The sequence below is a fragment of the Stenotrophomonas sp. KH_036_B genome (assembly GCF_057839485.1).
This window is the reverse complement of sequence record NZ_CM174491.1, coordinates 92,536-109,258: the sequence shown is the minus strand read 5'-3', so window position 1 is coordinate 109,258 and position 16,723 is coordinate 92,536. Positions and strand designations below refer to the sequence as shown.

Here is a 16,723-nt window from a genome sequence, read left to right as displayed (position 1 = left end):
CCACCCATGAGCCGCAAGCAAGCTTTCCAGTTCCTCGACCTGCCCCGGACCATGCCGCAACGCATTCCGGTGGAGCTGCGCACGTCCGGCGACTGGGGCGAGCTCTACGGCAAGTTCGGCAAGGAAGACGCCCAGTACCAGGCCGGGCGCTGCCTGGATTGCGGCAACCCCTACTGCAGCTGGAAGTGCCCGGTGCACAACGCCATTCCGCAGTGGCTGCAGCTGGTGCAGGAAAACCGCATCCATGAAGCGGCCACGCTGTGCCATTCGACCAATCCTCTGCCCGAAGTGTGCGGCCGCGTGTGTCCGCAGGATCGCCTGTGCGAGGGCAGCTGCACGCTGGAGGAATTCGGCGCGGTCACCATCGGCGCGGTGGAGAAGTACATCGTCGATACCGCGCTGGCCACCGGCTGGCGGCCGGACATGGCCGCGGTGGAAAGCACGGGCAAGCGCGTGGCGGTGATCGGCGCAGGCCCGGCCGGCCTGGCCTGCGCCGACCGGCTCGCCCACGCGGGCGTGCAGGCCGTGGTGTACGACCGTTACGAACAGATCGGTGGGCTGCTGCAGTTCGGCATTCCCAGCTTCAAGCTGGACAAGTCGGTGATCAGCCGCCGCCGCAACGTGCTGGAGGGCATGGGCGTGCAGTTCCGGCTGGGCGTGGAGATCGGCCGCGACGTCGAGATGGACGCATTGCTGGCCGAGTACGACGCGGTGTTCGTGGGCACCGGTGCCTATCGCTATACCGACGGTGGCCTGCCCGGCCAGGACCTGAAGAACGTGCTGCCGGCGCTGCCGTTCCTGGTGCAGAACAGCCGCATCGTCAGCGGCAGCGACGCGCACGGCCGGCCCATCGCCGGCTGGGAAGACACCCTTGCCCTGCCCGACCTGGACGGCAAGCGCGTGGTGGTGCTGGGCGGCGGCGACACGGGCATGGATTGCGTGCGCAGCGCCGTCCGACTGGGTGCCGCCCGCGTGACCTGCGCCTACCGTCGCGACGAGGCCAGCATGCCGGGCTCGGCACGCGAGGTGGCCAATGCGCGCGAAGAAGGCGTGCGCTTCCTGTTCAACCGCCAGCCGCTGTCGATCGAGGCCGGCGCCGATGACGAGGCGATCGGCGTGACCGTGGTCGAGACCCATCTGGGCGAGCCGGATGCGCAGGGCCGACGCAACGCCGTGCCGATCGAGGGCAGCGAATCGCTGTTGGAAGCGGACGTGGTGATCATCGCGTTCGGGTTCTCGCCGAGTGTGCCGGCCTGGCTGACCGCGCAGGGCGTGGAGGCGGGCAACAACGGCCGCATCGTTGCGGGCGGCAGTGGCCGCCTGCCCTTCCAGACCGCCCACCCGAAGCTGTTCGCCGGCGGCGACGCGGTGCGCGGTGCCGACCTGGTGGTCACCGCCGTGGCCGAGGGCCGTGACGCCGCCGCAAGCATCGTGCAGGCCATTACCGCGTAATGCCGGCCGCTGGCCGGCTGTGCACCGTAGTGCCGGCCGCTGGCCGGCTCCTCAAGATGCAGGGTTCCCCGTAGTGCCGGCCGCTGGCCGGCTCCTCAAGATGCAGGGTCCCCCCGTAGTGCCGGCCGCTGGCCGGCTCCTCAAGATGCAGGGTTCCCCCGTAGTGCCGGCCGCTGGCCGGCTCCTCACGATGCAGGGTTCCCCCGTAGTGCCGGCCGCTGGCCGGCTCCTCAAGATGCAAGGTTCCCCCTGCAATGCCGGCCGCTGGCCGGCGCCTCACGATGCAAGGTTCCCCTGGAGCCGGCCAGCGGCCGGCACTACGGCGGCGGCGCGTACGCCGGCCTGTTCGATCTCCAACGCCAGCAGCAGCTGGATCTCGTCCAGCTGGCCGCGGATGCGGGCATTGCTGGCTTCGTCGGCATGGTCCCGATCAATGTGCGCATCGAGCATGCGCGCCAGGCCCACCAGCAGCACGTCGGCATCGCCGGCGGTGGCATGGCGCAGCAGCCGGCCCAGCGCGCGGATGCGGGCGCTGCGGTCGCGGGCCAGGGTCTGTACCGACGGATCGTTGCGGGAAGTGGAGAGGCGCATGGGGGTCTGTCCTGATTGAACGGGTGACAGCCGTCAATGTCAGTTATGGCCCTGTCTGCGGCTATGCAACTTTTACGAATTCGCGTGAAGGGCTGGTAATGTCGTTATCGCCCCTTTTCCGGATGACCTCCATGCGCATCGGCCTGGCCGCCAATCGGCTGCACCACCATGACAAGCACGCTGCGCTGTTCCGCTGGCTGCGGGCCAGCGATACCGGGCTGCGCGAGCTGGGCGTGGAACTGCATGCGGTCGGCCGCACCTACGATGCCATCCAGCGGCTGGGCTTCCTGCCCGATTTCGCTCCCCTGCGCAGATATCCGAACGGGCGCGAGGGCGGCCTGATGAAGCTGGTGGCCGAGGTGGTGGGCATGGGCACGCCCGAGCGCACCCTGGATGGCGCCATCTACCTGATGGATCCGGTGGACCCCTCCTCCGTGTTTCCGGAGGCGACGGCGCTCAAGCGCCAGTGCGTGATCCACGGCAAACCCTTCATTTCCACGGTGGCCACCGCGCGCGACTGGGTGGAGGTGGAGCGCGTGCAGGTCGGTCTGGCCGCCGATCCCGGTGCGGATGACCTGCATGCCTTTGAGCAGCACACGCTTGCGCTGATCGCACACGATGCGATGAAGCCGGCCATGCTGGCCTTCGCCGATGAACACTTCGCGCTGCTGTCGCGCTTCCGCAGCCGGGTCGGCACCGGCACCACCGGCCAGCGTCTCAACGAGCTGGCCTGGAGCCGTGGCTGGGCCAAGGACCAGGAATGGGTCACCCGCTACCAGAGCGGCCCGATGGGCGGCGATGCGCAGATTGCCGACCAGGTGCTGGAAGGCCGCTGCCAGCGCGCGATCTTCTTCGAGGACCCGCACGTGGCGCGCCAGCACGAAGCCGACATCCAGCTGCTGGAACGCGCGGTCACCACCGTCACTGATCAGGCCGTGTGCATCACCGCACCGCGCGTGGCCGCACGCTGGGCGCAGGCGGCCACGCTGCGCGCGCAGGCAACGCGCTAGGAGCGCAGCCACGCAACAGAATCCTCTCCCGCGTCGGCGGAGGTTCCTCGGCGCGTGGCGACGCGTTCATCGGAATGGCGCCCACCGGTCACGCGGCGCGGCGTGGCTCTACCAGCGCAATCGTCCTGCGCACGTAACCGTAGTGCCACGCCCTGCGTGGCAAGCGCTAGCGCAATCGTCCTGCGCACGTAACCGTAGTGCCACGCCCTGCGTGGCAAGCGCTAGCGCAATCGTCCTGTGCACGTAACCGTAGTGCCACGCCCTGCGTGGCAAGCGCGATCACAACAACTGCCGCAACATCGCCTTCAACCGGCGGCCTTCCAGCTGGAAGTAATCCCGCTCGGCACGCCACGCCGGGAAGCGCTGCTCCACTTCCTCCCAGAACGCAGGCGAATGATTGGCCTGGATCAAATGGCAGAGCTCGTGCACCAGCACGTACTCGAATGCCGACGGTCGCCCCAGCACCAGCGCCAGGTCCAGCGCCATGCTGCCATCCGGCGCCAGCGAGCCCCATTGCGAGGACATCACCTTCAGCCGCAACCGCGCCGGTGCGCGCGGCAGGCCGGGCAGGTAGCGCGGCAGCCACTGGCCGACGTCGGCCCGGGTCTGTGCTTCGTAGAACTCCCGCAGGGTCCGCCGCAGGGTCGCATCGGTGCCGCGCGTGGGCCAATGCATGCACGCGCCATCGGCATCCAGTTCCAGGTGCGCATAGCGCCCGGTTTCCCAGCGCAGTGGCAGTAGCGCACCGCGCAACGGCAACTGCCCGGGCTCGCCGATCACCAGCGGCGGCGGCAGGTTCTGCGCCTGGTAGTTGCGCAGCTGCGTGGACAGCCAGTCGCGGTGCAGCTCCAGGAAACGTTCGCCCATCACCAGGCTCGCGCGGGGCGGCAGCGTCAGGCGCACGCCACGCTCGTCCACGCTGAGCTTGATCCGGCGCGCCCGCGGATCGCGCACGCGCAGTACATCGATCTCGGCATCCTCCAGGCGCAGGCGCACGGTATCGCGCTGCACGGTAGGGGGAGCCGGCGAGATCAGGCGGCGGAGGAATCCGGACATGGGTACAGCATAGCGCCGACGGCGGCCCGCACATGACTGCGCGCCGTTCAGCCGGACGCGCAGCGCGGGGTGCCGGCCCGGGGCACAGGGCGCCGGGCCCGCGGGACAACGCCCCGTTCTACAGGTGCGTCAGTCGGCCTTGCTGAGCTTGAAGGCGTCTTCCAGCAGCAGGAACAGGCGCCGCACTTCACCGCTCTGCAGGGCGAAACGTGCGTCCAGTTCGGCGCGGCGGCCGTCCTCGTCGGCATGCTCGAGCTGGTCCAGCGCGCCGTCCAGGAACTTCAGCTTGCGCACGATCAGGTCGTCGCCCAGCACGAAGGACAGGTTGTCCTCGAACACCAGCGCCAGCTTGGTCACCTGCTTGCCGGCGTCCAGGTGCTTGTCGATCTCGTCGCAGCGCAGTTCCTGGTGCTGGCACTTGACCACCGCGCCGCCCTCGGCCGGGTCCTTCATCTCGCACTCTTCGCCCAGGCTGAGCCCGGTCGGGAGGGGCTCGCCGGCGATCCAGCCGGTCAGGATCGAGCGCGGCGCCACTTCGGCGTTCAGCGGCATGGCCGGGAAGCTGCCGAGCAGGCCACGGATGTCGGACATCATGTTCTCGCCCTTCTTGCTGCTCGAGCAGTCCACCGCCACGTAGCCGTGGGTCAGGTCGATCAGCGCGTCGGTACGCGAGCTCTTCACGAAGGCGCGCGGCATCAGCTCATGCAGCAGGTCGTCCTTCATGCGCTTGCGCTCGCGGCCGCCCGGCTTGCGCCCTTCCTTCTCTTCGATCTCTTCCAGCTTGCGCGCCAACAGGTCGTTGACCACCGCACCCGGCAGGATCTTGTCCTCGCCGCCCACGGTCAGCCACAGTGCGTCGCCGACACGGTGCGAGAACACGGCCTTTTCTTCGCGGCCGAACGGGGAAATGAAACCGCGCGAATTCATCTCGAGCGGGCCTACCGGCTTGAGCAGCACCTGCGGCAGCAGGGTGTCGACTTCGGAGAAGTCCGTGGCGGTCGGGAAGCGGAACAGCGTCAGGTTGCGAAAGAACATGGAATTCCGGAATAAGGTCGTGAAAGGGACAGCGAGGGCGACGGCGTGGCTCAGGCCAGGCCGGCATCCCCGCCGGAATCGGATGACCCGTCGGCCCAGGCCGTCGGGGGGCGGGGCGGAGCCGCAGTACGGCCCAGCGCCAGGAAGTCGAACAGCGCCGGGTCGGCCAGCTGCGACGGGTGGATGTTGCCCAGCGCGCGCGCGATCTGGTCGATGCGGCCGGGGTGCTGCTGTTCCCACTGCTGCAGCATCTGCGCCACCTGGCGGCGCTGCAGGTTGTCCTGGCTGCCGCACAGCGTGCACGGAATGATCGGAAACCCACGCACCTGCGCGTGCGCCTGGATGTCGGCTTCGCTGACATACGCCAGGGGGCGTATCACCACGTGGCGGCCATCGTCGCTGCGCAGCTTGGGTGGCATCGCCGACAGCTTGGCATGGTGGAACAGGTTGAGGAAAAACGTGGCCACGCTGTCATCGCGGTGGTGGCCCAGCGCGATCTTGGTGAAGCCGTTCTCGGCCGCATGCCGGTACAGCGCACCACGACGCAGCCGCGAGCACAGCGAACACATCGTGCGCCCTTCCGGGATCACCCGGCTGACCACCGAGTAGGTGTCCTGCTCGATGATCTGGTACGGCACGCCGATCGCGGCCAGGTAGTCAGGCAGCACGTGCGCGGGAAACCCCGGCTGCTTCTGGTCCAGGTTCACCGCCACCAGTTCGAACGCCACCGGGGCCTTCTTCTGCAGCTGCAGCAGGATGTCCAGCAGGGTGTAGCTGTCCTTGCCGCCGGACAGGCAGACCATGACCCGGTCGCCCTCTTCGATCATGCCGAAATCGGCGATCGCCTGGCCCACCTGGCGGCGCAGCCGGCGTGCCAGTTTGTCGTGCACGGCGGCGTCCGCGCGGGGTGCGCGGTGGACGGGATCGGGCAGCGGCAGGACGGCGGACATCCGTCCATTCTACCGGCTCGCACCGGCCCCACCGGCACCACGAAGTGACTGGGTTCACTCCCGGGCGTCATCGTGGATGTGTATGCTTCGTCTCTGTGGATACCTTCACGCCCGAGCAGATCAGCAGCCGCCTCGCCGTCCTTCGGCGGGAGCATCGTGAGCTGGACGAGGCCATCCAGCGCATGGCCGCCAACGGTGAAGACGAGCTGGAAGCCAAGCGCCTGAAGCGGCGCAAGCTGCAGCTCAAGGACTGCATCGCCAAGCTGGAAGACATGTTGATCCCGGACGAGCCGGCTTGACCGGACGACCTTGAGTTCCCATGGACACGCATGGCGTGTCGCTACGGTGCGCCGCCCGGGAGACGCCACGAAGGTGGACGCAAGCAACCCGTAGCGACACGCCATGCGTGTCCGCGGCGAGGGTCAATGCACCCGACACCCGTAGAGACACGCCATGCGTGTCCGAGGGGAGTGCGGCGACCACGAATGATCGCCGCTGCGGTCAATCCGCGGCGACCGGCTCTTCCGGTTTTGCCGCTTCCGGGCTGACCCGCTCGATGGTGTGGCGCAGCTCGCGACCCAGGATGAACTTGGCGTCCTTGGCCCACGCATCCAGACGTTCGTCGAACAGCAGTTTGCTGTTCTCGTCGGGCCACACCAGGCGCAGCTCGCGCAGCTTCTGGATGAAACCCCGGAACAGCGTGCGGTCGAAGAACTCCGGCGCAGCCGGTGCGTAGAGCAGGCTCAGGCGCTGTGCGGCCTGCTGGCACAGGCTTTCCAGCTCGGCCGCGCCAAGCGTGCCCGGGCCATTCTTCACCAGCACCGAAATGGCGATGTAGTAGCGCTCGAACGCCTGCTGCAGCGAATGGCCGATCGCACGCAGGCGGAACACTTCGTCGGTCTGTCCGGTGTTGCGCGCCAGGATGCCGCCGTCGTCGTCGTTGACGTTCTGCAGCAGGCCTTCGCGCACGAACACGTTGATGGTCTGCTCGATGCGCTGGGCGAACTCGTCCTCGGTCCACGGCAGGAACAGCTCGGCCTGCAGGAACGGGTACACGGTGCGGCCCAGCTGGACCAGGCCGGTACGGCTCATGCGGCGGTTGTTCTGGAAGCAGCACGCCACCCACGACGAGGCGGTGAACAGGTGGATGACGTTGTTGCGGAAATAGCTGAGCAGCACCGCGGTATCGCCGCTGACACTGAGCACATCGCCCAGCGGGTGCTTGATGCGGGTGAGGACGTTGATTTCCTCGGCGTGGGCGATGATCCGTTCCGGCGAATGCGGCGTGACCGTAACCCGGTCCGAATACGGCATCTCGACCAGCAGGGTCTTGCACAGCTCGATCTGCGCGATCAGGTCCGCTTCGCCCATGGCGTGCTTGGGCGTGGACAGCAGCGCCAGCGCCAGCAGGTTGATCGGATTGACGTCGGCCGCGCCATTGATGTGGACCTGGATGCGTTCGGCCAGGTGGTCGACCGTACCCGACAGCCAGGACGGCTTCTCGTCCTCGCCGACCGGCGCGCCATCCCACTCCGGCGCCTGGCGGGCCAGCACGTCGTTGAGCGCGATCGGCTCGCCGAAGTTCACCACCACCTGGCCGTAATTCTGCTTGAGCACCTTCGGGATCGACCACAGCAGCGACCAGATCGATTCCTTTTCCTTGGGCCGGCCGCTCAGCTCGTCCAGGTAGCTGCCGCCTTCCATCAGTTTCTCGTAGCCGATGTAGACCGGCTGGAACAGCACCGGCTTGCGGGGCTGGCGCAGGAACGCGCGCAGCGTCATCGAGATCATGCCGCCCTTGGGCTGCAGCAGACGCCCCGTACGCGAGCGGCCGCCTTCGACGAAGTACTCGATCGAGTAGCCGCCGGCGACCAGCTGCGCCACGTATTCGCTCAGCACCGCCGAATACAGCGCGTTGCCGCGGATGGACCGGCGGATGAAGAACGCGCCGCCCTTGCGCAGCAGCGTGCCGACCACCGGCAGGTTCAGGTTGATGCCGGCCACGATGTGCGGCGGCACGATGCCGCGGTCGTACAGCAGGTAGGACAGCAGCAGGTAATCCATGTGGCTGCGGTGGCTGGGCACGTAGACCACTTCATGGCCCGGCGCGGCGGCCTTGAACTTGTCCAGGTGGTGCACCAGCACGCCGGCGTAGATGCGGTTCCACACGTGGCTGAGCATGAAGCTGGCCGAACGCACGACCGGGCTGGAATAGTCCGCGGCGATTTCCCAGGCGTAGGCGTGCGCCTTCTTCCAGGCATCGGCCGGCTTCGAGTTGTCGCGCTTGGCCTGCGAGGCGATGGCCTCGCGCACGGTGTCCGCCTCCAGCACCTTGTCCACCAGCAGGCGGCGGGTGGACAGGTCGGGACCGATCACCGACTCGCGGATCCGGCGGAAATGGGTGCGCAGCACGCGCTGCAGCTTGCGCACGGTGCGCTCGGGGTCCAGCCCCTCGTTGATCGTGCTGCGCAGCGAGATCGGTGGGGCGAAGCGCACGATGGTGCTGCGGCCATTGAGCAGCACCGCCAGCAGGCGCCGGAAGCGGCCCACCAGCGCCCAGTTTTCCGAGAACAGCACGGCGAACCAGCCGCTCTGCTTGTCCGGCGCGCGGCCGACGAAGATCGACACCGGTACCAGGTGCACGTCCAGCTCATCGCGCGCGCGGTGGGCCTGCAGCACCTTGGCCAGCGAATCGGAATGGGTCTTGGCGCCGCGCTGCTCGGGAATCAGCGAGTTGCTGCTGCTCCGGCGCGACAGCGCCACGTAGGCGCGCTTGCGGCCGGTCGGGTCACCGGCGATGGGCACCAGCGGCGAGGGCAGGCCGGCCTCGCGACAGGCCTTGTCCAGGATCAGCGCGTTGGACAGACCGTAGTCCTCCAGCACATAGACCACGGGGCGGCCATCGTTGTACTGCCCGGGGTGTTCGGGTTCGATCTTCAGCGACAGCCACGGCTCGACCAGGCGGCCCAGCAGGCGCGCCCACCACGGGCGGCGGCCGGCGGGGACACGCGCGGCCGCGGCCGCCGGGACCGGCACGATTGCGGCCGGGTCGGTCGGCGCCGGCGCGGCGGACGCGGGCGCGGCGCCCATCGCGGGGCTGGCGTCGGGCGCGCTGTCGGGCGACGCGGACGGTGCGTCCGGCGTCTTGGGCGGCTCTTCGCCGGGGAAAGGCAGGGGATTCTGGTTCGGCATCGGCTTCATTATGGCTTAGCCGGTGCGGAAGCACCGTCCTTGACGGCTGCAGCGGCCTCTGCTTCGGCGGCCTGCAGGGCGTCATGTTCAGCTTGCGCGGCCGCAGCGGCCGTGGCGGCGTCGGCCGCCTGCAGCAGCGCGTCGGTCTCCTCCAGGGTGCGCGCCAGGTACCAGTGCCCATCGCGACGCGTCATGCGCACCTGGGCCTCGATCTGCTCACCCGCCAAGGGGTACTGGATCCTCACCACGGCGCTGTCGCCCTGCTGGGAGACCAGTTCGCCACGCAGCCCGGTGAGGGCCGCATCCAGCGAGAGGCCATAGCTGGCCAGCGCGGTCTTGAACGCCTTGGCGAACGGCGCCAGGCGGCGCAGGCTGTCCTCCATGCCCGCGGCCTGCAGCTGCGCGTCGGTGGACAGGCCGCTGGTGCGCGCGGTCGCGGTGAGCAGGGTGATGGTGGTCCTGGCGCGCTGCTTGTCGGTCAGCGGTGCGGCGGCGGCCCAGCGGCTGAGCACGTCCACGACCTGGCTGTAATGGGCGCGCTCCGCCTCGCTGTAGTCGGTCTGGTTGCGCAGGTACTGCACACCGAACAGACCCATGGAATGGGCGGCCTGGCGTACGCCGGTGGCCTGGCCCGCGATCTGCGCGTCGAATGAACGCTGCAGGCGCTTCGGCGCATCGGCGGCGGACAGCGCCGCCATCATGGGCAGCAACTGGCCATCCAGGGGCAGATCGGTGAGTGGCCAACGGCTGTGCCCCTCGGCCCAGGCGGCCTGCAGAAGTGCGTACTGCGCCGGTGGCACTGACGCGCGGGCATAGCCGAGCAGGTCGTTGTCGGCCACATGGCGCACCAGCTGCTGCAGGGCAGCCACCGGCTCGGCGGCGGGCGCATCCGGATCGATCCGGTCGCGCTTGCACCCCGCCAGCAACACCAGTCCACAGAGCGACAGCGACAGCACCCAGGGTCGGTAGCGCCCCGGCATCAACGGCATGGACATGAATTCGGACTCCCCGGACCGGTCCGCATCTTGCGGCCTGCGCTGCGAAGCAGCAAGCCAGTGGCGCGACCGCCCGCGGCAACACCTCGCCGGCGTGACCGGCAAGGTGTTGTTTTTACGGGTTTTTCAGTCGCGCATCCACGTCGCCTGGAGGAAATCGCGCACGTAGCCGCTGGACAAGCGTGCATACACGCCCGGCGCCCCGGCCTGCGCGCAGCCCTCGCCCCAGCTGACCGTGCCCAGCACGGTCCAGCGACCGGCCCGCTGCACCATCAGCGGCCCGCCGGAATCGCCCTGGCAGCTGTCCAGGCCTTCGGCGCCGGCGCAGATCACGGTACCGGCCTGTACCCCCGGATAGGCCTCACGGCAGGTGTTGAACGGCACGAACGGCACCTGCACCGTCTGCAGCACGGTCGGCAGCCCGGCGTCCGGCTGGCCGGTCACGCCCCAGCCGATCACGGTGAACCTGCGCCCGGGCCGCAGGTAGGAACTGTCGCCGCCCAGCTGCGGATCGGCCGGTTCGGCGCGGGTGATGGGGCGCTTGAGCTGGATCAGCGCCACGTCGTTGGTGAGGTCGCCCGCGTTGAACGCCGGGTGCATGTGGATGGCCTTCACGTTGGACACGCGGCGGCGTGGGGTGGTCTCCAGCGTGGTCTGGCCGACCAGCACGCTGAAGCCGGCCGGTGCCTGGCCATCGACGCAATGGGCCGCGGTGAGTACCCACGACGGTGAGATCAAGGTGCCCCCGCACCAGTGCCGGGCGTGGTCCGAGTCGCCGCGGCCCAGCTGCTGCAGGCTGGCGACGAACGGGTACTGCCCCGGCTGGGCATCGCTGCCGCCGATGATGCGCGGTGCATGGCCATCCAGCGGTGGGGTGGCCATGGCGGACAGCGGCAGGGTGGACAACATCAGGCCGACACACCAGGCCGACGGATAACGGATACGCATGCAGCACCTCCTTTGCAGTGAGTGGAAACAACAGGCACGCAGCCGGTGGCGCGTGCCAGGTTGATTCGACGGCAAAGGAAGCGGATCGACTGCGGCGTGCATCCCGTTTCAACGGGGCGGGCGCGGCGACAGCGATTGATGATTTCGTTTCTGCGTAGGGGCGCATGCCAACACCGGGACGGGGTTCCGTCCCGATGCGCGGCGCGTGCTCCGCCGATCAGCGCAGGGCGCTGCGGATCTCGGCCTGGATCGCCTCGGCGGCGGCGCGCGGGTCACTGGCCAGGCGGATCGGGCGGCCCACGACGATGGCGTCGGCACCGTCGGCGAAGGCCTGGGCCACGCCGACCGTGCGCTTCTGGTCGTCGCCGACCGGCCCCCCCGGACGGATGCCCGGGCACACGATCGAGAAACCGGCCCCGGTGGCGGCCCGGATCGGCCCCGCTTCCTGGCCCGATGCGATGACGCCGTCGATGCCGGCGGCCTGTGCAGCCAGCGCGCGCTCGACCACGACATCCACCGGTTCGCGGTCGATGCCCATGCCACGCAGGTCCTCACGGCCCATCGAGGTCAGCACGGTCACCGCCAGCAGCCGCATGTCGCTGCTGTTGGCCGCCGCGCAGGCCTCCATCATGGCCGGGTGCCAGCCGTGGATGGTGGCGTAGCTGACCGGCCACTGCGACAGCCGCTTGATCACCGCGGCGGCGGTAGCGGGAATATCGAAGAACTTCAGGTCGACGAACACGCGCTTGTCGCGCGCGGCCAGGGCATCAAGCACCTGGAAGTACTCGCCCGAGGCGAGCAGCTCCATGCCGATCTTGTAGAAGGACACCGCATCGCCGAGCCGGTCCACCCAGGCCAGCGCGTCCTCGCGCCCGGGCACGTCGAGCGCGAAGATCAGGCGTTCGTCCTCGCGCAGCGGCAGCGGGGCGCGGCTCACGGCGCGTAGTCCAGCGCGGCGCGCTTGGCATCGTGGCGGGCCTGGCGCGACTGGCTGTAATCGTTGTTGAACTGGGCCGGCTCGAAACCGCCGTAGGTCGGGTTGGGCAGCATCCACCAGCGCTCGCCGAACCAGTCGTGGTACTGCTGCAGCAGGGCATCGCGGCCATCGTTGGTGTTGGCCGTGACTTCCACGAAGTCGCCCAGCTGGTCACCGAACTGCATCAGCACGCGATACTGCTGGCCCGCCAGGCGGCGGCGGCAGTTCTTCTCGCTGCCGGCCTGCTCGCAGTCCTTGACCACCGTGCCCAGGCCCAGGAAGACGCTGTCATCGGCCACCGGCAGGCCTTCGGCGCGCAGGTTGGCCAGCGTGGCGTCCTTGAGGTGCACGGCGCGGTTGGAGATGTACAGCAGGGTCACGCCCTTGGCGTTGGCGGCCTTGGCGAAATCGACCACGCCCGGAATCGCCTTGGCCTTCTTCTCGGCGACCCACTGGTCCCAGCTCATCTCGTCGTATTCCTTGCCGTCGCGTACCAGGCGCGCCTGGTAGGGCGAGTTGTCCAGCACGGTCTCGTCCACGTCCAGCACCACGGCCGGCTTGAGGCCCTTGGCGGCGTTGCCGCGCTCTTCCGGCACCAGGGCGTCCCAGTTGGCTTCCTTCAGCGCCTTGTCCAGATGGTCGGCGGCGGCGCGGTAGGTCTGCTCGGTGATCGCCCGGTACTCCTGCGAACGCTGCATCCACAACACGGCGTTGAGGTTGTCGTTGGCCGCGACGGCGGCATCAGCGCTGGCGGTCGGTGCGGCAGTGGCGGCCGCAGCAGCCGGGGCGGCAGCTTCGGCGGGGGTTTCGGTGCGCTTGCACGCACCCAGCGCCAGCACGGCACAGGCAAGCACGGACAGGGAAACGGCGGTACGACGCATGGGGATCACCAGCAACAGAGTCGCGCCAGTTTACCGGCTTGGCCGTCGGCGTTCATGCCCGGCGCGGGGCTCGGCTATGCTGCACGCCCCTGGAACACCCCCGGAGCGCCCCATGACCGACGACACCCAGACCCCCGCCCTGCCCGTGCTGAGCGCGGCCCAGGCCCGCGCCCTGGGCTGCCTGATCGAGAAGGAGGCGACCACGCCGGACGCGTACCCGCTCACGGTCAACGCCGCGCAGGTGGCCGCCAACCAGAAGACCGCCCGCGAGCCGGTGCTGCAGCTGTCGACCGGCGACGTGCACCATGCGCTGCGCCAGCTGGAGACGATGGGACTGGCCCGCCAGCAGTTCTCCTCGCGCGCCGAGCGCTACGAGCACCGTGCCGGCAGCGCGCTGGACCTGACCCGCCAGCAGCTGGCCATCCTGGGCCTGCTGCTGCTGCGCGGCCCGCAGACCGTCAACGAACTGATGACGCGCAGCGACCGCCTGTTCCAGTTCCAGGACGCCGAGGAACTGCGCCACCACGTGGAGCGCATGATCCAGCGCGGCCTGGCCGTGCAGCTGCCGCGCGCCGGTGGCCAGCGCGAGGACCGCTACATGCACCTGCTGGCGGGCCCGGTGGACGTGCAGGCATTGGCCGAGCAGTACAAGTCGGCGCCCGCGAGCGGCGGTGGCGGCAACGCTGCGCTGGAAGCGCGCGTACAGGCGCTGGAAACCACGGTGACCGCCCTGCAGGAACAGCTGGCCGAATTGCGCGCCCAACTGGGCGGTTGATGCCGAACGGAGCGGCAGCGCGAACGTCCTGCGCACGTAACGGGTCGTAGTGTCAACCGCGCAACGCGCGGCACAAGCCACCGGGCACGCGCCCCCGAGGCTATCCATTGACCACCCGGCGTTGAAACCCAACCGAAGCCGCCCGTCAGCCGTTCAAGCCCCCACCACCGCCGGCGCTCCCGGCGTGGCGAACAGCAGCAGCACGTCTTCGTCGCGCGGTGATGGCAGACGCACATCGCCGCGGTCTTCCATGCCCAGCTTGCGCAGCAGCGCGGCGGAGCGGGCGTTTTCCGGGGCGACGATGCCGTACAGATCGGGATGGCCGAGCACATCGCGCGCGTAATGCATCACCCCGCGCGCGGCTTCGAACGCGTAGCCGTTGCCCTCGTACTGCGCCAACAGCGCATACCCCACGTCCGGTGCCGGCAAGCCGTCGCGGCGGACCAGCCCGGCATTGCCGAGCCAGGCGCCATCGCTGCGCCGGATGATGGCGTACATGCCGAACCCGTTGAGCGTGTAGCTGCCCAGCACGCGTTCGGCGGTGTAGTCGCGTGCCTGCGCCAGGGTGCGTACACCGCGGTCGGCGATGTGCCGGATGAAGCCGGGCTCGTTGAGCAGGGCCAGCATGTCGGCGGCATCATGATCGGGATCGATCAGGCGAAGATGCAGGCGGTCGGTCTGGATCAGGGCGGACATGGCGTCCCTCGCAGGCTGGAATAGGCCGATTGTGCAGGCTGCTCGGCGACGACGGTAGAGCCGACTGGGTAGAGCCGACTGTTAGTCGGCTGCTCTTCCTGGACGCCCGCGCGAACGGCAGCCGACTAACAGTCGGCTCTACCCAGTCGGTGTCACCCGGTCGGCGCTGGCTAATCGAAGAGCGCCTCGATCGCCGCCAGGCCCGCGCTGGCGCGTTCCTTCTTGCGCGCCGCATCGGCCACCGGGTCGGCGCCGTCGCGCTGCATTTCCTCGGCCGGAATCTCGTCGAAGAAGCGGCTGGGCTTGAGCCGCACATGCTCGCCGAACTTGCGGGTGAGCTTGCTGTAGCTCATCCACAGCTGCACCTTGGCGCGGGTGATGCCCACGTACAGCAGGCGGCGCTCTTCCTGCAGGTTGCCTTCATCCAGGCTGACCTGGTGCGGCAGCACACCGTCTTCGCAGCCGATGATGAACACGTACGGGAACTCGAGGCCCTTGGAGGCATGCATGGTCATCATGCGTACCTGGTTGCCGCCATCGTCCTTGTCGTTGCGCGACAACAACGCCAGCTGCGCGGCCAGGTCGGCGGTGGTGGCACCACGCGGGCCACCCTCGAACCATTGCGCCAGTTCTTCCAGGTTGCCCAGGCGACGCTGGTATACCGACTCTTCCTTGCACGCTCCCCGCAGTTCCGACACCAGCCCGGAGTCCTTGACCAGTTTGCGCACCAGGTCACCCGAGCTGAGCTTCGGCATTTCCGCGCGCAGGTCGCGCAGGATGTCGGTGAAGCGGCTCAGGCCGTTGGCCGCGCGCGGCGGCAGCTGCGACAACGCGCCGATGGCCTCGGCGGCATGCGCCATCGGCAGGTCCTTGTCCGACGCCAGCTCGGCCAGCTTGGCCAGCGTGCCTGCACCCACTTCGCGCTTGGGCGACTGCACCGCACGCATGAAGGCGGTGTCGTCGTCCGGGTTCACCAGCAGGCGCAGCCACGACAGCGTGTCCTTCACTTCCTGCCGTTCCAGGAACGCGGTGCCGCCGGTGATGTGGTACGGCGCGCGCACCAGCTGCAGCGCCTTCTCCAGCGGCCGCGACTGGAAGTTGCCGCGGAACAGGATGCAGAAATCGCTCCACGGAATCTGCTTGGACGTTGCGAGGTAGGAGATCTCGGCCGCGACCTTCTCCGCCTCGTGCTCGCTGTTGCGGCACTCCCACACGCGGATGCGCTCGCCGTCGGCCTGGTCGCTCCACAGCTTCTTGAGGTGCTCGTGCGGATTGTTGGCGATCAGCGCGTTGGCCGCGCGCAGCACGCGGTTGGAGCAGCGGTAGTTCTGCTCCAGCTTGATGATTTCCAGCGCCGGATAGTCGCGCGCCATCTGCTGCAGGTTTTCCGGGTTGGCACCGCGCCAGGCGTAGATCGACTGGTCGTCGTCGCCCACGCAGGTGAAGTTGCCCACGCTGCCGGCCAGCTGCTTGAGCAGCCGGTACTGTGCGTCGTTGGTGTCCTGGCACTCATCGACCAGCAGGTAGCCGATGCGTTCGCGCCAGGCCAGCGCGATCTCCGGGTTCTCTTCCAGCACCTGCACCGGCAGCCGGATCAGATCGTCGAAGTCCACCGCGTTGAACGCCGAAAGACGCAGCTGGTAACGCTCGTAGACGCTGGCCGCTTCCTTCTCGCGGTTGCTGCGCGCCACCGCCATCGCCTGCTCGGGCGACAGGCCGGCGTTCTTCGCCCGCGAGATCAGGTTCTTCACGTCCTCGATGTCGTCCGGCTTGGCGCCGTACATCAGGTCCTTGATCTGCGAGGTCGAATCGTCGGCATCGAAGATCGAGAACCCGCGCTTGAGGCCCACGGCGGCGTGTTCGATCTGCAGGAACTTCAACCCCAGCGCATGGAAGGTGCAGATGGTCACTTCGTCCGCATCCGTGCCGTGCAGCCGCTTGGCCACACGCTCGCGCATTTCCTTGGCGGACTTGTTGGTGAAGGTGATCGCCGCGATCCGCCGCGCCGGGTAACGCCGGGTGCCGATCAGCTGGGCGATCTTCTCCACGATCACGCGCGTCTTGCCGCTGCCCGCGCCCGCGAGCACCAGCAATGGACCCTCGCAGTGCAGGACTGCCGCGCGTTGGGGAGGATTGAGACCGTGCATGCATTCTCCGTAGAGCCAC

Annotated in this window: 15 protein-coding genes; 4 read left to right on the top strand and 11 right to left on the bottom strand. The window is 68.6% G+C overall.

What is annotated here, in order from left to right; all coding sequences use genetic code 11:
* Positions 1-6: 6 nt before the first annotated feature.
* Entirely contained in the window at positions 7-1,452 is a 1,446-nt protein-coding gene (locus AC3ITN_RS00415; RefSeq protein WP_489391675.1) for an FAD-dependent oxidoreductase, read from the top strand.
* Between the two features lie 276 nt (positions 1,453-1,728).
* On the opposite strand, the gene AC3ITN_RS00410 is transcribed toward AC3ITN_RS00415, so the two are convergent.
* Positions 1,729-2,043: a hypothetical protein gene (locus tag AC3ITN_RS00410; RefSeq protein ID WP_313342419.1), complete on the bottom strand. Its 315-nt coding sequence runs from the start codon at positions 2,041-2,043 to the stop codon at positions 1,729-1,731.
* 131 nt (positions 2,044-2,174) lie between these two features.
* Between AC3ITN_RS00410 and AC3ITN_RS00405 the strand changes: the two genes are divergently transcribed.
* Positions 2,175-3,053 carry a methylglyoxal synthase gene (locus AC3ITN_RS00405; protein ID WP_313342421.1) on the top strand — a complete coding sequence of 293 codons (879 nt, stop codon included), beginning with the start codon at positions 2,175-2,177 and terminating at the stop codon, positions 3,051-3,053.
* Between the two features lie 279 nt (positions 3,054-3,332).
* Here AC3ITN_RS00405 and AC3ITN_RS00400 read toward each other — a convergent pair whose 3' ends face one another.
* The 3 genes from AC3ITN_RS00400 to ttcA form a co-directional block, all read right to left on the bottom strand.
* On the bottom strand, positions 3,333-4,109 hold the full coding sequence (locus AC3ITN_RS00400; protein WP_313342424.1) for a M48 family metallopeptidase: 777 nt from the start codon (positions 4,107-4,109) through the stop codon (positions 3,333-3,335).
* 129 nt (positions 4,110-4,238) lie between these two features.
* Positions 4,239-5,144, bottom strand: a complete 906-nt coding sequence (locus AC3ITN_RS00395; RefSeq protein ID WP_489391674.1) for a recombination-associated protein RdgC — start codon at positions 5,142-5,144, stop codon at positions 4,239-4,241.
* A gap of 50 nt (positions 5,145-5,194) precedes the next feature.
* A complete protein-coding gene (ttcA, locus tag AC3ITN_RS00390) occupies positions 5,195-6,094 on the bottom strand; it encodes a tRNA 2-thiocytidine(32) synthetase TtcA (protein WP_489391673.1) in 900 nt (299 codons plus the stop codon).
* 95 nt (positions 6,095-6,189) lie between these two features.
* Between ttcA and AC3ITN_RS00385 the strand changes: the two genes are divergently transcribed.
* The gene (locus tag AC3ITN_RS00385) at positions 6,190-6,393 is read left to right on the top strand and encodes a YdcH family protein (protein WP_313342433.1); all 204 of its coding nucleotides are present in this window, start codon (positions 6,190-6,192) and stop codon (positions 6,391-6,393) included.
* A gap of 202 nt (positions 6,394-6,595) precedes the next feature.
* On the opposite strand, the gene plsB is transcribed toward AC3ITN_RS00385, so the two are convergent.
* The 5 genes from plsB to AC3ITN_RS00360 all read right to left on the bottom strand — a co-directional run bounded on the left by plsB (position 6,596) and on the right by AC3ITN_RS00360 (position 13,086).
* Positions 6,596-9,295 (bottom strand): glycerol-3-phosphate 1-O-acyltransferase PlsB, encoded by a 2,700-nt coding sequence (gene plsB, locus AC3ITN_RS00380; RefSeq protein ID WP_489391672.1) that lies wholly within the window; start codon positions 9,293-9,295, stop codon positions 6,596-6,598.
* Positions 9,295-10,281, bottom strand: coding sequence for a hypothetical protein (locus AC3ITN_RS00375; protein ID WP_489391671.1), 987 nt, complete (start codon positions 10,279-10,281; stop codon positions 9,295-9,297). Before AC3ITN_RS00375 ends, plsB begins: the two co-directional genes overlap by 1 nt.
* A 126-nt stretch (positions 10,282-10,407) precedes the next feature.
* Positions 10,408-11,229, bottom strand: a complete 822-nt coding sequence (locus AC3ITN_RS00370) for a S1 family peptidase (RefSeq protein WP_489391670.1) — start codon at positions 11,227-11,229, stop codon at positions 10,408-10,410.
* A 217-nt stretch (positions 11,230-11,446) separates the two neighbouring features.
* Positions 11,447-12,166: an orotidine-5'-phosphate decarboxylase gene (pyrF, locus tag AC3ITN_RS00365; protein ID WP_489391669.1), complete on the bottom strand. Its 720-nt coding sequence runs from the start codon at positions 12,164-12,166 to the stop codon at positions 11,447-11,449.
* Positions 12,163-13,086 (bottom strand): 5'-nucleotidase, lipoprotein e(P4) family, encoded by a 924-nt coding sequence (locus tag AC3ITN_RS00360; RefSeq protein WP_489391668.1) that lies wholly within the window; start codon positions 13,084-13,086, stop codon positions 12,163-12,165. Before AC3ITN_RS00360 ends, pyrF begins: the two co-directional genes overlap by 4 nt.
* 112 nt (positions 13,087-13,198) lie before the next feature.
* On the opposite strand from AC3ITN_RS00360, the gene AC3ITN_RS00355 reads away from it, so the two are divergent.
* Positions 13,199-13,861 (top strand): YceH family protein, encoded by a 663-nt coding sequence (locus AC3ITN_RS00355; RefSeq protein WP_489391667.1) that lies wholly within the window; start codon positions 13,199-13,201, stop codon positions 13,859-13,861.
* Positions 13,862-14,014: 153 nt separating this feature from the next.
* Here the strand turns inward: AC3ITN_RS00355 and AC3ITN_RS00350 are convergent, their stop codons facing one another.
* Together AC3ITN_RS00350 and AC3ITN_RS00345 are read right to left on the bottom strand one after the other, a co-directional pair.
* Positions 14,015-14,557 carry a GNAT family N-acetyltransferase gene (locus AC3ITN_RS00350; protein ID WP_313345234.1) on the bottom strand — a complete coding sequence of 181 codons (543 nt, stop codon included), beginning with the start codon at positions 14,555-14,557 and terminating at the stop codon, positions 14,015-14,017.
* A gap of 170 nt (positions 14,558-14,727) precedes the next feature.
* On the bottom strand, positions 14,728-16,704 hold the full coding sequence (locus AC3ITN_RS00345) for a UvrD-helicase domain-containing protein (RefSeq protein WP_489391666.1): 1,977 nt from the start codon (positions 16,702-16,704) through the stop codon (positions 14,728-14,730).
* Between the last annotated feature and the right edge of the window lie 19 nt (positions 16,705-16,723).